Source organism: Vibrio navarrensis, from assembly GCF_015767675.1.
Taxonomy (GTDB): Bacteria; Pseudomonadota; Gammaproteobacteria; order Enterobacterales; family Vibrionaceae; genus Vibrio.
Genome location: NZ_CP065217.1, coordinates 991,205 through 1,012,850, shown reverse-complemented (window position 1 = coordinate 1,012,850; position 21,646 = coordinate 991,205). Strand labels below are relative to the sequence as shown.

Genomic DNA, 21,646 nt, shown 5'->3' with positions numbered 1-21,646 from the left:
AATAAAGAAATTATCGATTTTTCAGGAATTATACAATGCAAAATATCGGGATGTCGTCAAAACTTGATAATGTCTGCTATGACATCAGGGGTCCGGTACTCAAACATGCTAAACGCATGGAAGAAGAAGGGCATAAAATCCTTAAACTCAATATCGGAAACCCCGCCCCGTTTGGCTTTGACGCCCCTGATGAAATTCTGGTCGATGTGATTCGTAATCTGCCAACCTCTCAGGGCTACTGCGATTCCAAAGGTATCTACTCCGCACGCAAAGCAGTTGTACAGCATTATCAACGCAAGGGAATTCGTTCGCTCGATGTCGAAGATGTCTACGTGGGTAACGGTGTGTCTGAACTGATTGTGATGGCGATGCAAGCACTGCTGAACAACGGTGATGAAATGTTAGTGCCAGCACCGGACTACCCACTGTGGACGGCGGCTGTATCGCTTTCTGGCGGCAAAGCGGTGCACTATTTATGTGACGAAGAGTCGGATTGGTATCCTGATCTCGAAGACATGAAAAAGAAAATCACGCCTAAGACGCGCGGCATCGTGCTAATCAACCCCAATAATCCGACAGGCGCCGTCTACAGTCGGGATTTTCTACTGCAAATGATCGAAATTGCTCGCCAGCACAAACTGATGATTTTTGCCGATGAAATCTATGACAAAGTGCTGTACGACGGTGCCGTGCACACCTCGGTTGCGACACTGACTGACGATGTGCTGGTGATGACGTTTAACGGTCTGTCGAAAGCTTATCGTGTGTGCGGTTTCCGTGGCGGTTGGATGTTCCTCACCGGACCAAAGCACTTGGCTCAGGGTTACATCAATGGGTTGGACATGCTGGCGTCGATGCGCTTATGTGCCAACGTACCCATGCAGCACGCCATCCAGACTGCGCTCGGGGGGTATCAGAGCATTAATGAGCTCATTTTGCCGGGCGGACGTTTGCTGGAACAGCGTGATCGCGCGTGGGAACTGATCAATCAAATTCCCGGTGTGTCGTGCGTTAAACCAAAAGGCGCGATGTACCTCTTCCCGAAAATCGACGTGAAAAAGTACAACATTACCGACGATCAGAAGATGGTATTCGACTTCCTAGTACAAGAAAAAGTGCTGTTAGTGCAAGGAACAGGCTTTAACTGGCCAAAACCTGACCACTTTCGTATCGTGACTCTGCCACACATTGAAGATCTCGAAACCGCGATCGGCCGTTTCGAACGTTTCTTACACACTTATCGACAGTAGTAATTAGTGTAAAACTTTCATATGCTTAAAGGTGTTCCATCTGGAACACCTTTTCCTTTTTGCTGTCGATGAGGTCTGTGATGAAAGAAAGCCATTTTTTTGCCCATCTCGCCAGAATGAAGCTAATCCAACGCTGGCCGCTCATGCGCTCTGTCTCCACCGAAAACGTCTCGGAACACAGCCTGCAAGTGGCGTTTGTCGCCCACGCCTTGGCACTGATTAAAAACAAAAAATTCGCTGGCAATGTCAACCCAGAACGGATCGCGTTGATGGCGATGTACCATGACACCAGCGAAGTATTGACTGGGGATTTGCCAACGCCAGTGAAGTACTACAATCCTGACATTGCCAAAGAGTATAAAAAGATCGAAGCAGCGGCGGAAAAAAAGCTCCTGTCGATGCTGCCTGAAGAGTTTCAGGACGATTTTCGTCCTTTCCTACTCTCAGAAGAAGCACCGCAAGACGAAGCCAACATCGTAAAGCAAGCCGACTCGATCTGCGCCTACCTAAAATGTTTAGAAGAGCTCAGTGCTGGCAATCACGAATTTGCCTTGGCTAAGAAACGACTAGACATCACTTTGGCCGAGCGTGACACGCCGGAAATGGTCTATTTCCTGCAGACCTTTGCCCCCAGTTTCGAGTTATCGCTCGACGAAATCAGTTAATTCCCAAGCGGAGCAAGACAGTGCAAGTAACCCTTAGCCCACAATGGCTGGAACGCCATGATGATGAACATAAGATCCGCAGAGACGATCACCGCAGTCCCTATCAACGTGACCGGGCGCGAATACTGCACTCGGCCGCTTTTCGTCGCCTGCAAGCCAAAACCCAAGTGCATGGCAACAGTCTGGAAGATTTTCACCGCACTCGCCTCACCCATTCGCTAGAAGCAGCGCAACTGGGTAGCGGCATTGTCGCGCAAATTAAGAAGAAACAAGCGGAGTTTCGCGATCTGCTGCCAACTGAAAGCTTGATCGACTCACTTTGCCTTGCTCATGATATCGGCCATCCTCCCTATGGGCATGGCGGTGAAATCGCGTTGAACTACATGATGCGCAACCACGGGGGCTTTGAGGGCAACGCGCAGACCTTTCGCATTGTGACCCAACTGGAGCCGTATACCGAACATTTCGGCATGAATTTATCGCGCCGCACTCTATTGGGTTTGATCAAATACCCCGCTCTTATCAGTCAAACTCAAGCGCTTGTGCAACCTAAAGCGGTTTCCCACCAGAGACAGCTCAAAGCCAGTGACTGGATGCCCGCGAAAGGCATTTATGACTGTGACCGAGCGCTGTTTGAATGGGTGTTGGCGCCACTTAACACCCATGACCAGCAGTTGCTTGGCCAAATGCGCATCGCGCCAGAAAATCCTTGTGCTCATCGTAAAACGCGCTTCAAATCTCTCGACTGTTCGATCATGGAGCTGGCCGATGACATCGCCTACGGTGTACACGACCTCGAAGATGCTATTGTGCTGGGTTTGGTCAATCGCGGGCAATGGCAAGAAGGCGCAGCCAGCAAACTGGCGGATTGTGGTGATGCTTGGTTTGAACAACATCTTAGTTCGATTGGTGACATGCTGTTTAGCGGTAAACACCATCAAAGAAAAGATGCCATCGGCGGCATGGTCAATGCGCTGCTAACCAGCATCCGCGTCCAGCGCGTAGAGGCCGATTTTGCCAGCGAACTTCTGGCGTACAACGCCTTTCTTGAGCCGGGAATGGATCAAGCACTGACCATACTCAAAAACTTCGTCAGCCACTATGTCATTCAGATCCCACAGGTGCAAATTGTCGAATATAAGGGCCAACAGATCATCATGGACCTCTTTGAAGCCTTTAGCGCTGATCCCAAGCGCTTGCTGCCGATTGCAACTCGGCAGCTTTGGCAAGCGGCGCAAGAGGAAAGCGCGCAGATGCGGGTGATCGCAGACTACATCTCCTCGATGACCGACGGCCATGCACAGCGTTTACACCAGCAGCTCTTCTCTTCACACCATTAACGTTTACGATAGTTTTGCTCAAACACCCCAGGCGGCATTTGCGCAATTTGAAACTCAATCATATTGTGAAATGCCGTCAGCAATGGCGTGAAGTCTCGCTGTGGCTCAAGCAGAGACAAAAGATGATAGCCCGCTTCCAGCGTCGACAAACTGTTTTCACTCGGCGCTTTACGAATCACGTAATTGCCAACCAGATTGTCTGGCAGCTTGACGCAAGGCAATGTATGCAAGTTGCTCGATAACTGCCACATTTTAAACGCTTTCTTCCAGGTCCCATCCAGTAAAATCACCCTGAGTTTGCTCGTTGCGGCGTTTTTCTGGGTAAGGTCACTGAGTGGATACGCCTTGTCACTGGGATAAAGCAGCCAGTGTTGGTAACCTTCTTCACAAAGCAGATGGTTCAGTTCTTGATGGTGTGTGAAGTCCTCTCCGATAAAACAGCGGCTATTGGCAAGTGAGAGCGAGAGAATTCTCGCGCTGCCCAATGGACGATGTTCTTCACTCGGATGTTGAAGAATGATAAGTTCGGTATCCGCTGGCAGTGCACGTATCCACTGACACAGACAGGCTTTTTTTGCTTTACCACATCGGGAACAATAACGGGACATAGAGTGAACCTTTTTATCTTTCTTTCAATTATCAGTACCGTGTGTCTTGCGCTTCAATATCCCGCGTTGAGTGAACTCGCTGAGTGGAATAAATTGGCCATAGAGCAAGGGCAATGGTGGCGAATCCTAACAGGAAATTTCACTCATACCAACTTTGCCCATTTGACCATGAATCTCGCGGGGTTGTGGGTCATCTGTTATCTGTTCAAGCCACGTTGGACAAGCGTCGCTTGGCTACTAGGCTTGGTAAGTCTGCTGGTCGGTGTGTCAAACCTCTCGACCTCTATGTCGAGCTATGTCGGTCTTTCCGGCACATTACACGGACTGTTTGCGTTCTATGCCTTGACGGAGTATCTGCATGGCCGAAAGAGCAGTGGGCTATTGGTTGCCGGGGTGATCGGCAAAGTGTGGTGGGAACACAGCTTTGGCGCGTCAATTTCGACCAGCGAGCTGATTGCCGCACGAGTGGCGATTGAAGCCCATCTATTTGGCATGCTTTCTGGCTTAGTTTTCGCCCTCATATGTTTTGGTATCGATAAAAAAAGGCCGGTATAACACCAGCCTTGCCAGACGTAGCGAGCCAACACTACTCCAACTTGATCCGTTCTTGGTTCTTCGCCACCGTTGATGGACCAATTCCTTTAACACGCGCTAAATCTTCCGCCGATTGAAAGGGGCCATTAGCCTCGCGATCAGCAACAATCTGCTGCGCTTTCTTAATCCCAATGCCTTTTAGCAAAGCAGCGATTTCTTCAGCGCTTGCGGTATTGATGTTGACGGTGATCTCAATCCCTTCATGCTTATCGACTTTCGCAGGCGCCTCGTTAGCGTTTGCCGTAAAGGAAAACAAGCAACTCAAAACAAGTGCGATAGATACCAGTATCCGTTTCATAAACTTCTCCTTTGATTGTGTATTGCTGTTTATACAAACGCCAACAAAGGAAAGAAACACGGTCTGATAAAAAATAAAACGGGTCACTTTCGCAACCCGTTTTAAGTAACATATCAATTACACGGCAACTGGTTAGTTGCTCACGACGTAATACTCGATATCGGTGTTGGCACGCAAAACAGACAAGATAGACGTCAAGTCACGCTGCGCAGAGACACGCTGAAGTTGCGTAGCAAGTTGTGGCGCCAAAGCAGGATCTAGACTTTCTTGTACTTTTTCTAGCGCAACCACCACCACGTTGCCCGTATAGTCTCTGGTTTGAGCATACACGGCTTTACCTTCTTCAGGTTTAACCATCGCAAACACGGTTTGCGCCAATGGTGAACGACGATCGATCTGCTCGACATCGCCAAACGCTAGGCCTTTTTCAGCCACAAGCTCAGTATTTCCCGCTTTCAGCGCGACGACCAAGTCGCTCGCAAGTTCAATCGCTTGTTGTTCGCCTCTGACTTTCGATAGCTCCTCAACCACTTTTGATTTCACTTCATCCAGTGGTAACACCGTCTCTGCACGAGCGTCTTCGACGCGAACCACGACAATGTGCTCTGGCGCGATTTCAATCGCTTGTGAGTTGAGACCGTCTTCCTTCACTTCAACGGTTTGGAGCGCTTGCATGACCGCTGGGGTACGCAGCACAGCAGGCGCATCCGCATCAGAGATGAAATCCGTACGCTGAACTGCTATGTCAACCGCTTTGGAGGCTTGATCGAGTGAGTCTGGGTATTCAAACGCCACTTTTTCTAGCTCACTTTGCAGATCGTAGAAGTGATCAATCGCTTGCTGATCGCTCAGCTCTTGTTTGATCTGCTCAGCCACTTGCTCATACGGTTTACTTTCAGGTTCACGCAGCTCTTCAAGCTTGATGATGTGGTAGCCAAAGTCAGACTTAACTAGACCAGTTGTCTCTCCCGGTTTTTGCAGGGCAAATGCGGCGTCTTCAAATGCGGCATCCATCACGTCACGCTCAATCCAGCCAAGATCGCCACCGGTTTCTGCGCTAGCAAAGTCATCGGATTTCGATTTCGCAAGCGCGGCAAAATCAGCACCCGCATTAAGCTCATCCAAAATGGCTTGTGCTTTCGCTTCGTCATCACCTTCTACCAGAATGTGCGCAACACGGCGCTGCTCTTCTGAAGAGTATTTATCCAAGTGTTGTTGGTAATACTGCTTTGCTTGTTCATCTGATACTGAAATCTGCTTTTTCAGATCTTGTGCATTCAACTCAATGTAAGCCACTTTTACTTGCGCAGGGCGAGTGAAATTGGTTTTGTTGTCATTGTAGTACTGCTGAATCTCGTCATCGCTGAGCGTGACTTTGCTCGCGAAGTCATCCAGACTTAAAACAATCGAGCGGATGTCACGAGTTTGAGTAAACAGCTTACCTTCAGAATCCACTTCGCCAGGTAAAGTAAACTCACTGGCTTGCAGCGCTTCCATCAACTGGCTACGCACCATCTGGCGGCGCATGTACTCTGCAAAGGAATCGGGTGAATGACCGGACCGGCGCAGCATTGATTGATAGATATCCTGATTGAATTTACCTTCCACTTGGAACTCTGGCATATTCAGAATAATGGTACGGATCTGCGCGTCACTAATACGTAGCCCTAGAGACTCTGCATGCTGGTCGAGCAACACATCGTTGATCATGTCGTCAAGTACCGATTTACGGAACGATTCAACATAACCTGGATCGGCGAGCAACTGGGAAAAGTAATCACCCATCTGCGCTTGCATACGGTTACGCGCATTCTGGTAAGCCATTTCAAACTCACCACGACCGATTTCTCTGTTGCCCACTTTTGCCGCTGCATTATTGCTACCGCTGACCAGGTAACTACCAACACCCGCAAAGATGAAAGAAAGGATGATCAATCCTAGGATAATTTTTACCGCGATGCTATTAACGCCTTCGCGTAATCGATCCATCATAACTAAACTACTCTCCGCTCACGAAGCCATCTGCTTCTTAAGAAACTAATCGCGCGATAATACCAGAAAAAGAAATGCGCATCAGTAGGATGCGCATAATTTAGAAAAGTTCGGCTGTTACAACGCAAAATTTGCTTCAAACTGATTTGTTAGAACAAAAAATGTTCAACTAAAATCAGTTACAAGCGTCTTTCAGAGCTTTACCCGCTTTGAATGAAGGTACTTTTGCTTCTGCGATTTGGATTTCTTCACCCGTTTTTGGGTTACGACCAGTGCGTGCTGCACGAGTACGGACGCTGAACGTACCGAAGCCAACTAGAGCGACCTGCTCGCCAGACTCAAGGGTGGTGCTTACGGCTTCAATGAATGCATCCAGGGCACGACCTGCTGACGCTTTAGAAATATCTGCATTTGCAGCGATGGATTCTACTAGTTGAGTTTTGTTCACTGTTATTCCCCTTTGTGTCATCTGTGATTATTTTTTTAGATGACTTTCGTTCCATTAAAACAAAAAATCAGCGCCAAGCCTTATTACAAAAGGGCTGGCCGCTATCGAGGTCTAAGTTAGCTCTCAAAAAAAAGGCTGACAAGCCTTTTCGGACTTGTCAGCGCAAAGTTTTACTTATTTTTGCAGCACATCACTATTTTTTCGCGTCAAATTCGACCCCAGTTGGGTCTTTTTCTAGCGCGACTTTTAAAACTTCATCAATCCACTGCACCGGAATGACTTGCAGATCAGCAATCACATTGTCTGGAATGTCTTCGAGATCGCGCTCGTTATCCTTAGGAATCAACACCGTTTTGATACCACCACGGTGAGCTGCGAGTAGCTTCTCTTTCAAACCACCAATAGGTAGCACCTCACCACGCAGCGTAATTTCACCTGTCATGGCAACTTCCGCTTTGACCGGATTGCCCGTCAAGCTGGATACCAACGCGGTGCACATCGCGATACCAGCACTCGGTCCATCTTTGGGTGTCGCGCCTTCCGGTACATGCACGTGAATGTCTTTTTTCTCGTAGAAATCGCTGTTAATACCCAACTTTTCTGTACGAGAACGCACCACAGTCATTGCGGCCTGAATCGACTCCTGCATCACGTCACCCAGTGAGCCCGTTTGCGTCAACTTACCTTTGCCTGGCATCGCCTGCGTTTCAATGGTCAGCAGGTCGCCGCCCACCTCTGTCCAAGCCAGACCAGTCACTTGGCCAATGCGGTTGCTTTCATCCGCTTTTCCGTAATCGAAACGCTGCACACCAAGATACTCTTTCAAGTTTTCCATGGTGACCGTCACCGACTTCAACTCAGGTTTCAGCAGAATGTTCTTCACCGCTTTACGACAGATTTTCGACACTTCACGCTCAAGGCCACGCACACCCGCTTCACGCGTGTAGTAGCGGATAATACCAACTATCGCCGAGTCTTCAATGGTGATTTCGTGCGCTTTCAAACCATTTCGTTCAACCTGTTTCGCAACCAAATGGCGCTTAGCGATGTTGAGCTTCTCATCTTCGGTGTAACCAGAGAGACGAATCACTTCCATACGATCCAGTAGAGGTCCTGGAATGTTCATCGAGTTTGATGTCGCGACAAACATCACGTCAGAGAGATCGTAGTCCACTTCCAAATAGTGATCATTGAAGGTGTTGTTCTGTTCTGGATCAAGTACTTCAAGCAGCGCCGACGCCGGGTCACCGCGCATATCCGATGACATTTTGTCGATTTCATCCAGCAAAAATAGCGGGTTTTTCACGCCAACCTTTGCCATTTTCTGAATAAGCTTACCCGGCAATGAACCGATGTAAGTACGACGATGGCCGCGAATTTCGGCTTCATCGCGCACCCCACCTAGCGCCATACGGACATACTTACGACCAGTAGCCGCGGCAATTGAGCGGCCTAATGACGTTTTACCTACACCTGGAGGACCGACCAAACATAAGATAGGCCCTTTCAACTTGTTGATGCGATTTTGCACCGCCAAGTATTCTAGAATGCGCTCTTTTACTCGCTCTAAGCCATAGTGATCTTCATGAAGAATCTCTTCTGCTTTCGCCAGATCTTTCTTCACTTTGGAACGTTTGTTCCAAGGCACGTTCACCATCCAATCAATGTAACTACGAACTACCGTTGCTTCTGCTGACATGGGAGACATCATTTTCAGCTTTTGCAGCTCTTGTTCGGTCTTCTCGCGTGCTTCTTGTGGCATTTTGGCATCGATGATCTTCTGTTTCAGCACTTCAAATTCATCAACGCCGTCTTCACTCTCACCCAGCTCTTTCTGGATCGCTTTCATCTGCTCATTCAGATAGTACTCGCGCTGAGATTTTTCCATCTGCTTCTTCACTCGATTGCGAATGCGTTTTTCAACTTGCAGTAGGTCAATCTCAGATTCCATTTGTCCCATAAGAAATTCTAAACGTTCGGTGACGTCGACAATTTCAAGCACCTTCTGTTTGTCTAGAAGTTTTAAGGGCATATGGGCAGCAATGGTATCAGCAAGGCGCGCTGCGTCATCAATGCCACCTAATGAAGTTAATACTTCAGGCGGAATTTTTTTGTTCAGCTTGATAAAACCTTCAAACTGATTGATCGCACTGCGCACGACCACCTCTTGCTCACGCTCATCCAACTCTGGCGTCAGAACATATTGCGCTTCTGCGAGGAAAAATTCGCTCTCTTTAAAATGGGTGATCTTGGCGCGCTGCTGGCCTTCCACCAATACTTTAACGGTGCCATCTGGTAATTTCAGTAGCTGTAAAATGGTCGCGACCGTACCAACGTTAAAGAGGTCATCAATCTTAGGTTCGTCTGTATCTGCCTGCTTTTGTGCCACCAGCAGAACTTGCTTGTTGGTTTCCATCGCAGACTCAAGGCAACTGATGGATTTTTCTCGGCCAACAAACAAAGGAATCACCATGTGTGGATAAACCACCACGTCACGCAGAGGTAGTACGGGGATCTCGATAAGCTCGGAACGTTCCAAGTTCATATAATTCTCTCTTCCACTTACTGATATGAGCAGTATATGGGGGCTAATTATTTGGATTCAATAATAGAAATTAAAAAAGGAGGTAAGTAATTACCTCCTTTTTTCGTTTTGGGAACTTACTCAGCGCCAGCGGCTTGACTATCAGCGTTGCTGTAGATTAGCAGCGGTTCTGATTCACCGTTAATCACCGATTCGTCGATAACCACTTTGCTTACGTTATCCATGGATGGCAATTCGTACATGGTTTCCAGTAGTACGCTCTCAAGAATAGAGCGCAATCCACGAGCACCTGTTTTACGCTCCATCGCTTTTTTCGCAATCGCGCGCAGCGCATCTTCACGAAACTCAAGCTCGGCATCTTCAAGTTCGAACAACGCCGCGTACTGTTTGGTTAGCGCATTCTTCGGCTCACAAAGGATCTGAATCAACGCTTCTTCATCCAGTTCGGTCAATGAAGCGGTGACTGGAAGACGGCCGATAAACTCAGGGATCAAACCATATTTCACCAAATCTTCAGGCTCAACCTGAGTGAACAATTCACCAACGGTTTTCGTTTCATCTTTCGAGCGCACTTCCGCCCCGAAACCAATACCTGTACCAGTAGCAACACGTTTCTCAATCACTTTATCTAGGCCTGCAAACGCACCACCACAGATAAAGAGGATTTTCGATGTATCGACTTGGAGAAACTCTTGCTGAGGATGCTTACGTCCACCTTGTGGTGGTACTGAAGCGATGGTGCCTTCAACCAGTTTTAGCAGTGCTTGTTGAACACCTTCACCTGACACATCACGCGTAATGGATGGATTTTCCGCTTTGCGAGAAATCTTATCAATTTCATCGATATAAACGATGCCACGCTCGGCTTTCGCGACGTCGTAGTCACATTTTTGCAAAAGCTTTTGGATGATGTTTTCAACATCTTCACCCACGTAACCCGCTTCTGTTAATGTGGTCGCATCTGCCATGGTGAAAGGTACATCAAGGAAACGCGCTAGCGTCTCAGCAAGCAACGTTTTACCGCTACCCGTTGGGCCGATCAGCAAAATGTTACTCTTACCTAGCTCTACGCCATCGTTAGTCGTATCACCATTACGTAAACGCTTGTAGTGGTTATATACTGCAACCGCGAGCACTTTCTTCGCTCGGTCCTGACCAATTACATAATCATCAAGATGTTCGCGAATTTTACGCGGCGTTGGTAACGCTTCGGATTCGCGCTTTGGAAGCACATCTTTAATTTCTTCACGGATGATGTCGTTACAAAGGTCGACACATTCATCACAGATGTAAACGGAAGGACCCGCGATTAACTTGCGAACTTCGTGCTGGCTTTTACCGCAGAAAGAGCAGTATAACAGTTTACTGCTACTGCCCTCTTTGCCTTTATCTGTCATTCGCTAACCTCTTAGCCTTTACTCATTATGCTTTGAGTGTATAACAATTCGTATCAACTTGCGTAGGCAATTATGCACCACGGTGAGTGAGAACTGCATCCACCAATCCATATTCTACTGCTTGTTCTGCCGCCATGAAGTTATCACGATCGGTGTCACGCTCAATCACTTCCAGCGGCTGGCCTGTATGCTCTGCCAACAGTCGGTTGAGTTTGTTCTTAATCGTCAGAATTTCCTGAGCGTGGATCTGAATATCCGATGCTTGGCCTTGGAAACCGCCCAGAGGCTGGTGAATCATCACACGTGAATTTGGCAGAACATAACGTTTACCTGGAGCACCACCCGCAAGTAAGAAAGCGCCCATTGAACACGCTTGACCCATACATACAGTGCTCACGTTCGGTTTGATGAACTGCATGGTGTCGTAGATTGACATGCCTGCGGTCACACTGCCACCAGGAGAGTTGATGTACAGGAAAATATCTTTGTCTGGGTTTTCAGATTCTAAGAACAGTAGCTGAGCCACAACAAGGTTTGCCATGTGGTCTTCAACTTGTCCCGTAAGGAAAATCACTCGCTCTTTGAGCAAACGAGAGTAGATGTCGTAAGAACGCTCACCACGGGAAGTCTGTTCAACCACCATGGGTACTAGTGCGTCAAGAATTGGCGACATTGCATTTTTTTCTTGGTAGCTCATATTCTTATGTCCCTAAAATAAATGGCCCGGATGATGCTTATCACACGGACCATTGTTAGCAGAATAGTTAACGTTTAGTCAACCTTCTACGCTCGATATTGCTGATTAAGCTGGTTGGTTCATTAGCTCGTTGAAGCTAACTTCTTTATCAGAAACCTGCGCTTTAGCAATGATTGCGTCGATAGCTTGCTCTTCTAGAGCAACGTTACGCATGTTGTTCATTAGCTGTTCGTTTTGCTCGTAGTAAGCAACCACTTCTGCTGGATCTTCATACGCTGTCGCCATTTCAGAGATCAGTGCTTTCACTTTCTCTTCATCCACTTTCAGCTGGTCGGCTTTGATCACTTCACCTAGCAGCAGGCCAACCACCACGCGGCGTTTTGCTTGCTCTTCGAACAGTTCACGTGGAAGCTGCATTGCTGCTTCAACATTGCCACCAAAGCGCTGAGCCGCTTGCTGACGCAGAACGTTGATCTCTTGGTCGATAAGCGCTGCTGGTACGTCGATTTCGTTCTCTTTTACAAGGCCGTCAATCGCTTGTTCTTTGATGCGATTTTTAACCGCTTGCTTAAGTTCACGTTCCATGTTTTTACGCACTTCAGCTTTCAGAGCGTCAACGCCGCCTTCAGCCACACCAAACTTAGCAACGAATTCGTCGTTCAGTTCTGGCAGTTCACGGGCTTCTACTTTGTTGACTTTGATTGCGAACTTCGCCGCTTTACCTTTCAGGTTTTCTGCGTGGTAATCTTCTGGGAAAGTCACATCGATTTCGAATTCCATGCCTTTAGACTTGCCAACGATGCCATCTTCAAAGCCTGGGATCATACGACCAGCGCCCATTTCTAGTGGGAAGTTTTCTGCTTTGCCGCCTTCAAACTCTTCACCGTCGATAGAACCAACGAAGTCGATGGTTGCACGAGTACCAACTTCGGCCGCACCTTCGATCTCTTTCCAAGTTGCTTGTTGCTTACGCAGTGTTTCGATCATCTCTTCAACGTCTGCGTCTTTCACTTCAACCGCTGGTTTCTCAACAGTGATGTTTTCAAGACCCTTCAGTTCTACTTCTGGGTAAACTTCGAAAGTTGCGTTGAATACTAGGTCTGCACCTTCTTTGTTCTCAACAGGAGCGAAAGTTGGAGCGCCAGCTGGATTGATTTTCTCTTTGATGATCGCTTCGATGAAGTGGCGTTGCATCACTTCACCTAGGATGTCTTGACGTACTGCGCGACCGTACATTTTCGCAACCATCTTCATTGGCACTTTGCCTTTACGGAAACCATCGAAACGACGGTTTTTCGCGATGTTGCGTAGTTCAGCTGTCACTGCATCTTCGATGTTAGCAGCAGGAACAGTAATATTCAGACGGCGCTGTAGGCCTTCTAGCGTTTCAACAGTAACTTGCATTGTATATAAACCTCAAAAATGGCTCAGATTACTCTGAGCGTATGAGCCAGACGGTCGCTAGAGCGGCCTGACCAGCTGCATCCTTGTCTGTGCTCTGCTGAGCACCTATTTTAAAAATCGAGTACGGTGCGAAAGTTCACACCTGACTAATCAGCGATATCTTCGGTTAGCCAAAGGTATCTCCCATTAGTCTCAGGACGAAATTTCAGACGCGACATTCTAACGATCTGATCCTACCCTGTCGAGCCAATCGCCACTATGTGAGCAATGTCTGTCCTAAAAACTCGAATTTACGTCGCAATATGCGCTGCCTTATCGCTAAGATTGGGACAATAGCGACTTTTTCAAGAGAATCGACAGCTTTTTTTATCCAAAAGCCCAAAAAGAGATCTTGCTCTTGTTTTGCTCCACAGAGTTGAGATCTTTTCCGCGACTATTCTCTACAACTCGATAACATAAACGCGATAACAAATTTATCAGACCAGCGTTTGCGCTACGCTGGTCCCGTTTTGATGTTTTATCCGTGTCAGTAGCTGGAGGCAAGGAATGTCACAACGCAGACGCATTATTTTGATTTTTATCGCCTTTTACCTCTTTTCGCTAATGGTCACTGGGCATTGGGTTTGGCAAACCACCTACGCTTCTCTACTGCAGCAGCACCAATCTCAATTAGAACGCTTTGCTAGCCATATTCAGAATAAATTGGATAAATACGCCCATATCCCGCAGCTGCTCTCCAAAGATGAGCCACTGTTCCAAGCCTTGCTTCATCCGAACAATAGCGCACAAATCGATGTCACCAATCGCTATTTGCAAGAGGTCAATCACGTGATTAAAGCGGTCGATACCTATTTGATTGACCAATTTGGCAACACCATTGCCGCAAGTAACTGGAATCTCGACCGCACTTTTATTGGCCGCAACTTCGCCTTTCGCCCTTATTTCAAGCAGGCGATTGTGGGAGAACAGAGCCAGTACTTTGCCCTTGGGTCAACCTCTGGCCAGCGCGGCTACTACTACTCCTACCCCATGACGTATGCTGGCGCACCGATTGGCGTTGTCGTGGTCAAAATGGATCTTACCTCGATAGAGGAAAACTGGCGTGAAAAGCGCAGTATTTTTGTTGCCAGTGACCGCAACCAAATTGTATTTATGTCGAGTAATCCCGACTGGCTGTTTAAAAGCCTAACGACTCTAAGCCAAGAGACCTTGGCGCAGATCAGCGCATCACGCCAATATCTCGACCAAAAGATTGAATCACTCAATTTTGTCGGCGATCTCACCAGCGAACACAGTGAAATCCGTCAAGGCAGTCATTATCGCTCTGCCACTTTGGTTGTCTCCTCCCATGCGCTGCCTGAGCTGGATCTGACCATTCGCGTTCTCTCGTCCAAACACACCATCGTGTTCAATACCCTTGGCGCTCTGCTGGTGTTGACACTGGTTTTTGCCATCTTATTTCTACTGGGACAGCTTTATTACCATCGTCAGCAAAAACACCGTCAAATAGAACAATTACAGCAAGAGGCCAATCAAAAGCTCGAATTTCAGGTGATGGAACGCACTGCCGAATTGCAGGCAGAAATTGCCCAACGCGCCAAGACCGAGCAAGTGCTGCGCGTCACCCAAGATGAGTTGATTCAAGCCGCCAAACTGGCCGTATTGGGGCAAATGTCCGCCAGCATCAGTCATGAGCTCAATAACCCGCTGGCCGCGATTCGCAGTTTTGCAGAAAATGGCAAGCTGTTTTTGCACAAAGAACACTATGACCGGGTCGATGACAACCTCAGCCGGATATCTGCCCTCACGGATCGTATGGCGAAGATCAGTCAACAGTTACGCTCCTTCGCACGCAAGACGACAGGGGATAAGTTGGTTGAAACCAAACTTTTGCCGATTTTGCTCTCGACCAAAGAGTTGATGAAACCCGCGCTTAAGTCTGCACGGGTCCATCTGGAAACCGATTTTCCTCAGGATGATATTTGGCTGTTGGCCAACACCATTCAACTGGAACAGGTGCTGATTAACTTGCTGACAAACGCGATGGAAGCGATGAGCGAGTGTGACAACAAACGCCTAGTGATCACGGTCGAGTTAAATGCAAACGCGATGGTCGCCATCCACATTGACGACAACGGGCCAGGTATCGAACTCAATGCTTTCTCTACGCTTTGCGAGCCTTTCCACACCACCAAAAAAAATGGTCTCGGGCTTGGCCTATCAATTTCTCAACAAATTCTTTCCGGCATGAAAGGAAAACTGAGTGTGAGCACAAGCGCGTTATGCGGCGCTCGCTTCACGGTAGTACTGCCGGTGATTAACACAGAGGTGTCATGATGTGTCTAGTGTATTTTATTGACGATGAGTCGGATCTGCGGCTGGCCATCGAACAAAGCTTTGAACTGGCCGATATCGAAGCCTGTTTTTTTGCTGATGCCGAGAGCGCCCTGTTGGCGATGAAAGGGAACGACAAACCCGGTGTGGTGGTGACCGATATCTGTTTACCGGGGATCTCAGGGATGGATCTGCTGAGCACTCTCAGCCATCGTGATAAAGATCTGCCCGTGATCATGATTACTGGTCACGGTGACATTTCCATGGCGGTGAAAGCGCTGCGTCAAGGCGCATACGATTTTATTGAGAAGCCTTTCTCGCCGGAGCACTTGGTCGAAACGGTCAAGCGGGCGATTGAAAAACGTCAATTGACCAACGAAAACCAAGCGCTGCGCCAGTCGCTCAAAGCAAGCAAGGCACTCGGTCCGCGCATCATCGGAGAAACGCCGTGCATTCAAGAGCTGCGCGACACCATCAGCCATATCGCGGATACCAACGCGGATATTTTACTGTTTGGTGAGACGGGAACCGGGAAGGAGCTGATTGCTCGATCGATTCATGAACAAAGCAGTCGCCGCGAGCAAAATTTTGTCGCCGTTAACTGCGGGGCGGTGCCGGAAAATTTGATTGAAAGCGAACTGTATGGCCATGAGAAAGGCGCGTTCACAGGCGCAGACAGCCAGCGCATCGGCAAATTCGAATTCGCCCAAGGCGGTACGCTGTTTTTGGACGAAATTGAATCGATGCCGATGCAAGCGCAAGTTCGCCTGTTGCGTGTACTGCAGGAGCGAGTGATTGAGCGCGTCGGCTCAAACCAATTGTTACCACTCGATATTCGTGTGATAGCGGCCACCAAAGTCGATCTCAAACAAGCGGCTGCGCAAGGCGAATTTCGTCAAGATTTGTACTACCGCCTCAATGTCGTCACGCTGGATCTGCCACCTCTGCGCGAGCGTAAAGAGGACATCCCTGCCCTCTTTCATCACTTTCTCTTGGTTGCGGCTTCCCGCTACGGCAAAACCGTTCCTGCGCTCAATAGCAGCGATTTACAACAATTGCTCGCCCACAGCTGGCCGGGCAATGTCAGAGAGCTGCGCAACGCCGCTGAGCGCTACACACTACTGGGTAAACTGGCACAATTGGGCGATCTCCCCAGCGTCAGTAACAATGCACAAAGCTTAGTCGAACAAGTGGCGGAGTTTGAGAAAAGCATCATCGAACAAACACTGATCGAGTGCGGGGGGAGCATCAAGGAGACGATGGAAAAACTCAAAGTGGCGCGCAAAACGCTTTACGACAAGATGCAGCGTTACGATTTAGATAAAAGTCACTATAAAAACGATTAAGCCTCATGATTACGACCTCATAACGAAGCCGCCTCGACAAATAGGCCGAGGCGGCTCTTTTTGGCCTAATTAGCGACTATTTGGTAATAATCTCCGGTCCCATTAAGGTGGTCGGCAACCACGTCGAGACCCATGGAACATAGGTCACGATAATCAAGAACAGGAACATGACGCCTACCCAAGGGAGCGCCGCTTTCACCACGCCCATCATCGACATTCGTGCCACCCCTGCGGTCACAAACAGGTTGAGGCCAACCGGTGGCGTGATCATGCCAATCTCCATGTTGACCACCATGATGATGCCAAGGTGGATCGGGTCAATGCCAAGCTGAATCGCAATCGGGAAAACCAGTGGCGCGACGATAATCAGCAAGCCCGACGGCTCCATAAACTGACCACCAATCAGCAGCAGCACGTTGACCACGATAAGGAAAGCAATTGGGCCAAGACCTGCCGACAGCATGGATTCTGTGATCATCTGCGGGATGCGTTCTTCGGTCAGTACGTGTTTGAGAATCAGCGCGTTGGCAATGATAAACAGCAACATGATGGTCAGCTTACCCGCTTCAAACAGCGTTTTTTGCGTATCTTTGTGCACAAAGGTTTCGACCATTTTCACCAGTGCCGGACGAGTGTTCTCTTTGTCGGCAAACGGGCCCATGTCTTTGTAGACGAAATTGGCGATAAAGAATGAGTAAACAGCAGCCACCGCAGCCGCTTCGGTTGGGGTGAAGACCCCGCCGTAGATACCGCCTAAAATAATCACCACCAACAGCAAGCCCCAACTGGCGTCTTTGGCGGCGGCCACTGCTTCTTTCCAGCCAACAAAAGGTTGCTTGGGCAGGTTTTTCACTCTTGCGGCGATGTAAATCGCCACCATCAACATCAATCCCGCCAGCAGACCGGGAATCACGCCGCCAAGGAACATGCGCCCGACCGACACGTCGGTTGCCGCCGAATAGACCACCATCACGATAGAAGGTGGGATCAAGATGCCAAGCGTACCTGCGTTACAAATCACCCCGGCGGCAAACTCTTTCGAGTAGCCATTTTTGATCATCCCGGCAATCACAATGCTACCGATCGCCACCACCGTTGCCGGTGAAGACCCCGACAGCGCGGCAAACATCATACAGGCCACCACAGAAGCCATCGCTAGACCACCACGAAACCAGCCCACCATCGCAATGGCGAAACGAATAATCCGCTTGGCCACCCCGCCAGTCGACATAAAGCTCGATGCCAGAATGAAGAAAGGAATGGCCAGCAGCGTGTAGTGTCCTTCAAAGGCATTGAACAACGTCTGCGCCACCGATGCGAGGGAGGCGTCTGAATGCCACATCAAAAACAGAATGCTGGATAAGCCCAGCGAGACGGCGATCGGCACGCCAATCAGCATGAAGGCGATCACCATCAAAAACAGAATCAGAATAGCCATGGATTAACGCTCCTTGCTGTCGGTTTGTTGCGATTTGCTCATGATGGCTTCTGCGCCGCTTAGCTCCGCTTTCAAGCTCTCTAAATCTTCTTCCGCTTCGTGCCCCGCGATCATGCGATCTTGTTGATTAGTCACAATAAGCCAAGCCACTTGGAGAAAACGGAAAGTGAGCAGCCCCATACCAATAGGCAATGCCATGTAAGGAAGGAAACGCGGGATCTTTTCATACAACTCCCCTTCGTTAAACCACACAGATAAAAATTGGAACATCTCCGGCATCGGAATATCGTCGGTCTCATACCAAGCACGTTCGGTGGCAAACGGATACCAGTAATTCCACGAGCCAATCAGCAGCAGGATGGCAAACGCCAGACAACAAGCCACGGCCAACAACGCCAGCACCTTGCGAACTTGTGGTGGTGCCTTATTGATGACCACATCGACTCCGATATGGAAGTGCTTCTTCACGCCGTAGGACGCGCCGACCAGCACCATCCAGGCAAACATAAACACCGTCAGCTCCAAGGCCCATAAAATGTTGTCGTTAAACAGGTAACGCATCACCACGTTGATGAAGGTTAGCAAGGTCATCGCCCCTAAGAAAAAGGCAATCAGCCCCTCTTCGACTCGGTCGGTAAACTGGCCGATTTTGGCCATCATTGATTGTTCCATAATCGCTTTCGCTCTTTATTTTTGGCAGGCCTCACGGCTGAGGCCTGCCGTTTTTCGTTATTTCTTGTTTGACGCCAGCGCTGCGTCAATCAGATCAGAACCGATATCTTTTTCAAACTTTTTCCATACTGGCGTTAGCGCCGTGACCCACTCTTGGCGCTGCTCTGGCGTCAAGGTGCGCACCACACCACCGGCTTCAATCACATACTGTCTGTTCGCCAGCTCCACTTTGTTCGATTCGGCGTTACGCATTTCAGTTACTTCTTTCAAGATGGTGGCGAGCTGATTGCGCACATCGCTTGGCAGGCCATCCCACCACTTGGTTGATGTCACCACCAAGTAATCCAGAATGCCGTGGTTGGTTTCGGTAATGCCGTCCTGAACTTCGAAGAACTTCTTACCGTAGATGTTTGACCAAGTGTTCTCTTGACCATCGATAACTTTGGTTTGCAGACCACCGTACACTTCGGCAAAAGACATTTTCTGTGGGTTCGCGCCAAGCTGCTCAAACTGAGCCACTAACACATCCGACGCCTGAACGCGGAATTTCAAGCCTTTGGCATCGGCTGGCAACATGATTGGCTTGCTGGCCGAAATCTGTTTCATGCCGTTGTGCCAAAATTCGAGGCCACGGACACCACGACGATTCATGGCGTTTTTCAGCTTTTCGCCCGCTTCAGAGTTTTGGAAACGGTCTACGGCGTCAACATCTTCAAAGAGGAAAGGCAGGTCAAAAATGCGGTATTTCTTGGTGAACTTCTCGAATTTGGAAAGCGACGGCGCAGCCAGTTGCACGTCACCGTTGAGCATCGCCTCAAGCACTTTATCGTCATCGTAAAGGGTTGAGTTTGGATAAACCTGCATACACGCTTTACCGTTCATCTCCTTATTGACGCGCTCTTCCAACAGAGAAGCGGCGATCCCTTTCGGGTGTTTGTCGGTGTTGGTCACGTGGCTGAACTTGATCACGATTTCGCCCGGATCACAGTTCGCGGCGGCGGTAAAGCTGGTCACGGCAAGAACAGAAGCAGCAAGTAGGGTAAGAGGTTTAAACATTGTGTTCTCCTTGTTGAAGTAAGCAGCCCCTTCTTTGGGGACTGATGTTTCACTAAGAGCAACAACTAGGCCACATTTGCTAACAATTTTTTAACCATTAAAAATCAATAAGATAAGATAAGATCATTTATAGCGAATAATATTTCGCTGATCATTCATTCAAGAAATGGGTGGAAAATGACCCATTAAAAATCGCCAAAGGGTGGAAAATGACCCATTGAAACTGGGTGCTTAAATCAGGAACAGCATGAGTAAGTGAGAAGAGAACGAGTAAGTGAAAAGAGAACGGAATGGAGAAGAAGGGCGTGTCCTCACACCAGACAGCAAGCGCTCTGGTCACTCTCCCCCGATTGTGCCGGTCGCAGCCTGTGCCAACTGCGAACGCGATAGAGGACACGCAAATAGAGGCGTCGTTTGCCCGGAGAAAGCACAAACGACGCAAGCGGGTTAGAACTCGATGCGCGCCTGACTTTGCGCGTCGAAGTAAACCGCTTTAGACAAGTCGAAATAGAGCGGCGCGGCGTCGCCCACTTTTGCTTGCAGTTCTGGCGATAAACGGCAGGCCACTTCTTGATCGTTAACTTTGATCATCGCGATGGTGTCTGGCCCCGTCGGTTCCAAAACCTCTAGTTTAAGATTAAGACAAGTCGACGCCGATTGATCATCACTCGGTTTGTCACTGATGTGTTCAGGTCGCAGGCCAATCACCACCTGCTTTCCATCTTGCTCACGCATCGACACTGGCAAGCGAATGTGATGCTCTTGCCCACAGCCGCCCGTCACTTTAATCACGGGCTGATCTTGTTCATCCAAGTCCACCATAGTGTGAATAAAGTTCATCGAAGGCGAGCCCATAAATCCGGCGACAAACATGTTGGCCGGTTTGTTGTAGATCTCCTGTGGTGTACCGAGCTGTTGTAAAATGCCGTCTTTCATCACCGCGATACGGTCTGCCAGCGTCATCGCTTCTATCTGATCGTGCGTCACATAGACAATGGTGGTGTTGAGCTGCTGATGCAGCCGTTTAATTTGATGGCGCATTTCCACGCGCAATTTGGCATCCAAGTTCGATAGCGGCTCATCAAATAGGTAGAGTTTCGGCCGACGTGCCAGTGCTCGCCCCATCGCCACCCGCTGGCGTTGACCGCCAGAAAGCTGGGACGGCTTGCGATCCAGCAAGTGGTCGATTTGTAGCATCTCGGCCACGCGCTGCACCTCGGCATCGATCTCGGCTTTCGCCATCTTGCGGATCTTAAGGCCAAATTCGATATTGCCGCGCACCGTCATATTGGGATAGAGCGCATAGGATTGAAACACCATCGCGATGTCGCGATCTTTCGGTTCGACCTCCGCCACGTTCACCCCATCAATCACAATTTGCCCTGAGGAGATGTTCTCAAGCCCAGCAATGGTGTTCATCAAGGTTGATTTTCCGCAGCCAGATGGACCAACGAGGATCAAAAACTCGCCAGAGTCGATACTGATATCGATTCCCTTGAGGGTTTCAATGTCCGCTTTCGCGTAGGTTTTGCGGATCTGTTTGAGTTCTAGAGTTGCCATGT

The 21,646-nt window shown here is 48.9% G+C and carries 19 protein-coding genes and 1 pseudogene; 7 read left to right on the top strand and 13 right to left on the bottom strand.

Annotated elements, in window-relative coordinates:
• The first annotated feature begins 35 nt into the window (after positions 1–35).
• From I3X05_RS04635 to I3X05_RS04625, 3 genes are all read left to right on the top strand, one after another.
• Positions 36–1,250, top strand: a complete 1,215-nt coding sequence (locus tag I3X05_RS04635; RefSeq protein ID WP_039424998.1) for a pyridoxal phosphate-dependent aminotransferase — start codon at positions 36–38, stop codon at positions 1,248–1,250.
• An 80-nt stretch (positions 1,251–1,330) separates the two neighbouring features.
• Positions 1,331–1,915 carry a 5'-deoxynucleotidase gene (gene yfbR / locus I3X05_RS04630; RefSeq protein ID WP_045570945.1) on the top strand — a complete coding sequence of 195 codons (585 nt, stop codon included), beginning with the start codon at positions 1,331–1,333 and terminating at the stop codon, positions 1,913–1,915.
• Between the two features lie 20 nt (positions 1,916–1,935).
• Positions 1,936–3,255: an anti-phage deoxyguanosine triphosphatase gene (locus I3X05_RS04625; RefSeq protein ID WP_045570946.1), complete on the top strand. Its 1,320-nt coding sequence runs from the start codon at positions 1,936–1,938 to the stop codon at positions 3,253–3,255.
• Here the strand turns inward: I3X05_RS04625 and I3X05_RS04620 are convergent.
• Positions 3,252–3,863 (bottom strand): tRNA-uridine aminocarboxypropyltransferase, encoded by a 612-nt coding sequence (locus tag I3X05_RS04620; protein ID WP_045570947.1) that lies wholly within the window; start codon positions 3,861–3,863, stop codon positions 3,252–3,254. The genes I3X05_RS04625 and I3X05_RS04620 overlap by 4 nt on opposite strands.
• Positions 3,864–3,866: 3 nt before the next feature.
• Between I3X05_RS04620 and rrtA the strand changes: the two genes are divergently transcribed.
• Positions 3,867–4,418 (top strand): rhombosortase, encoded by a 552-nt coding sequence (rrtA, locus tag I3X05_RS04615; RefSeq protein WP_045570948.1) that lies wholly within the window; start codon positions 3,867–3,869, stop codon positions 4,416–4,418.
• Between the two features lie 31 nt (positions 4,419–4,449).
• Here the strand turns inward: rrtA and I3X05_RS04610 are convergent, their stop codons facing one another.
• From I3X05_RS04610 to I3X05_RS04575, 8 genes and pseudogenes are all read right to left on the bottom strand, one after another.
• Positions 4,450–4,755, bottom strand: coding sequence for a ComEA family DNA-binding protein (locus tag I3X05_RS04610; RefSeq protein ID WP_193157642.1), 306 nt, complete (start codon positions 4,753–4,755; stop codon positions 4,450–4,452).
• Positions 4,756–4,887: 132 nt separating this feature from the next.
• Positions 4,888–6,747: a peptidylprolyl isomerase gene (gene ppiD / locus I3X05_RS04605; protein WP_045570949.1), complete on the bottom strand. Its 1,860-nt coding sequence runs from the start codon at positions 6,745–6,747 to the stop codon at positions 4,888–4,890.
• A 175-nt stretch (positions 6,748–6,922) separates the two neighbouring features.
• A complete protein-coding gene (locus I3X05_RS04600) occupies positions 6,923–7,195 on the bottom strand; it encodes an HU family DNA-binding protein (RefSeq protein WP_045570950.1) in 273 nt (90 codons plus the stop codon).
• A 193-nt stretch (positions 7,196–7,388) separates the two neighbouring features.
• On the bottom strand, positions 7,389–9,740 hold the full coding sequence (lon, locus tag I3X05_RS04595; protein ID WP_045570951.1) for an endopeptidase La: 2,352 nt from the start codon (positions 9,738–9,740) through the stop codon (positions 7,389–7,391).
• A 116-nt stretch (positions 9,741–9,856) separates the two neighbouring features.
• Positions 9,857–11,137 carry an ATP-dependent protease ATP-binding subunit ClpX gene (gene clpX, locus I3X05_RS04590; RefSeq protein ID WP_045570952.1) on the bottom strand — a complete coding sequence of 427 codons (1,281 nt, stop codon included), beginning with the start codon at positions 11,135–11,137 and terminating at the stop codon, positions 9,857–9,859.
• Between the two features lie 70 nt (positions 11,138–11,207).
• Positions 11,208–11,834, bottom strand: a complete 627-nt coding sequence (gene clpP, locus I3X05_RS04585) for an ATP-dependent Clp endopeptidase proteolytic subunit ClpP (RefSeq protein ID WP_039433834.1) — start codon at positions 11,832–11,834, stop codon at positions 11,208–11,210.
• Between the two features lie 105 nt (positions 11,835–11,939).
• Positions 11,940–13,238 (bottom strand): trigger factor, encoded by a 1,299-nt coding sequence (gene tig / locus I3X05_RS04580; protein WP_045570953.1) that lies wholly within the window; start codon positions 13,236–13,238, stop codon positions 11,940–11,942.
• Positions 13,239–13,494: 256 nt separating this feature from the next.
• Positions 13,495–13,695 (bottom strand): annotated as a pseudogene (locus tag I3X05_RS04575) (hypothetical protein).
• An 89-nt stretch (positions 13,696–13,784) separates the two neighbouring features.
• On the opposite strand from I3X05_RS04575, the gene I3X05_RS04570 reads away from it, so the two are divergent.
• Both I3X05_RS04570 and I3X05_RS04565 read left to right on the top strand, forming a co-directional pair.
• Positions 13,785–15,575 carry a sensor histidine kinase gene (locus tag I3X05_RS04570; RefSeq protein WP_045570954.1) on the top strand — a complete coding sequence of 597 codons (1,791 nt, stop codon included), beginning with the start codon at positions 13,785–13,787 and terminating at the stop codon, positions 15,573–15,575.
• Entirely contained in the window at positions 15,575–16,918 is a 1,344-nt protein-coding gene (locus I3X05_RS04565) for a sigma-54-dependent transcriptional regulator (protein ID WP_045571053.1), read from the top strand. The genes I3X05_RS04570 and I3X05_RS04565 overlap by 1 nt, the downstream gene beginning before the upstream one ends.
• 76 nt (positions 16,919–16,994) lie before the next feature.
• Here the strand turns inward: I3X05_RS04565 and I3X05_RS04560 are convergent, their stop codons facing one another.
• Genes I3X05_RS04560 through I3X05_RS04550 form a run of 3 tightly spaced genes read right to left on the bottom strand, consistent with a single transcriptional unit; the run spans position 16,995 to position 20,084 of the window.
• On the bottom strand, positions 16,995–18,356 hold the full coding sequence (locus I3X05_RS04560) for a TRAP transporter large permease (protein ID WP_045570955.1): 1,362 nt from the start codon (positions 18,354–18,356) through the stop codon (positions 16,995–16,997).
• Positions 18,357–18,359: 3 nt separating this feature from the next.
• Positions 18,360–19,028: a TRAP transporter small permease gene (locus I3X05_RS04555; protein WP_045570956.1), complete on the bottom strand. Its 669-nt coding sequence runs from the start codon at positions 19,026–19,028 to the stop codon at positions 18,360–18,362.
• Between the two features lie 57 nt (positions 19,029–19,085).
• Positions 19,086–20,084 carry a TRAP transporter substrate-binding protein gene (locus tag I3X05_RS04550; protein ID WP_337970977.1) on the bottom strand — a complete coding sequence of 333 codons (999 nt, stop codon included), beginning with the start codon at positions 20,082–20,084 and terminating at the stop codon, positions 19,086–19,088.
• A 274-nt stretch (positions 20,085–20,358) separates the two neighbouring features.
• Here I3X05_RS04550 and I3X05_RS04545 point away from each other — a divergent pair, with 274 nt between their 5' ends.
• Positions 20,359–20,535, top strand: a complete 177-nt coding sequence (locus I3X05_RS04545; RefSeq protein WP_156478459.1) for a hypothetical protein — start codon at positions 20,359–20,361, stop codon at positions 20,533–20,535.
• Here I3X05_RS04545 and I3X05_RS04540 read toward each other — a convergent pair.
• Complete coding sequence (locus tag I3X05_RS04540) at positions 20,532–21,644, bottom strand: ABC transporter ATP-binding protein (protein ID WP_193167277.1); 1,113 nt, start codon at positions 21,642–21,644, stop codon at positions 20,532–20,534. The genes I3X05_RS04545 and I3X05_RS04540 overlap by 4 nt on opposite strands.
• Positions 21,645–21,646 lie beyond the last annotated feature (2 nt).

Excerpts from the sequence above, each read along its gene's own strand:
- tig (WP_045570953.1), bottom strand. The coding sequence starts at position 13,238 with ATGCAAGTTACTGTTGAAACGCTAGAAGGCCTACAGCGCCGTCTGAAT.
- I3X05_RS04565 (WP_045571053.1), top strand. The coding sequence starts at position 15,575 with ATGTGTCTAGTGTATTTTATTGACGATGAGTCGGATCTGCGGCTGGCC.
- I3X05_RS04555 (WP_045570956.1), bottom strand. The coding sequence starts at position 19,028 with ATGGAACAATCAATGATGGCCAAAATCGGCCAGTTTACCGACCGAGTC.
- clpP (WP_039433834.1), bottom strand. The coding sequence starts at position 11,834 with ATGAGCTACCAAGAAAAAAATGCAATGTCGCCAATTCTTGACGCACTA.
- I3X05_RS04570 (WP_045570954.1), top strand. The coding sequence starts at position 13,785 with ATGTCACAACGCAGACGCATTATTTTGATTTTTATCGCCTTTTACCTC.
- clpX (WP_045570952.1), bottom strand. The coding sequence starts at position 11,137 with ATGACAGATAAAGGCAAAGAGGGCAGTAGCAGTAAACTGTTATACTGC.
- I3X05_RS04550 (WP_337970977.1), bottom strand. The coding sequence starts at position 20,084 with ATGTTTAAACCTCTTACCCTACTTGCTGCTTCTGTTCTTGCCGTGACC.
- yfbR (WP_045570945.1), top strand. The coding sequence starts at position 1,331 with ATGAAAGAAAGCCATTTTTTTGCCCATCTCGCCAGAATGAAGCTAATC.
- I3X05_RS04560 (WP_045570955.1), bottom strand. The coding sequence starts at position 18,356 with ATGGCTATTCTGATTCTGTTTTTGATGGTGATCGCCTTCATGCTGATT.
- I3X05_RS04540 (WP_193167277.1), bottom strand. The coding sequence starts at position 21,644 with ATGGCAACTCTAGAACTCAAACAGATCCGCAAAACCTACGCGAAAGCG.
- I3X05_RS04635 (WP_039424998.1), top strand. The coding sequence starts at position 36 with ATGCAAAATATCGGGATGTCGTCAAAACTTGATAATGTCTGCTATGAC.
- ppiD (WP_045570949.1), bottom strand. The coding sequence starts at position 6,747 with ATGATGGATCGATTACGCGAAGGCGTTAATAGCATCGCGGTAAAAATT.
- I3X05_RS04610 (WP_193157642.1), bottom strand. The coding sequence starts at position 4,755 with ATGAAACGGATACTGGTATCTATCGCACTTGTTTTGAGTTGCTTGTTT.
- lon (WP_045570951.1), bottom strand. The coding sequence starts at position 9,740 with ATGAACTTGGAACGTTCCGAGCTTATCGAGATCCCCGTACTACCTCTG.
- I3X05_RS04620 (WP_045570947.1), bottom strand. The coding sequence starts at position 3,863 with ATGTCCCGTTATTGTTCCCGATGTGGTAAAGCAAAAAAAGCCTGTCTG.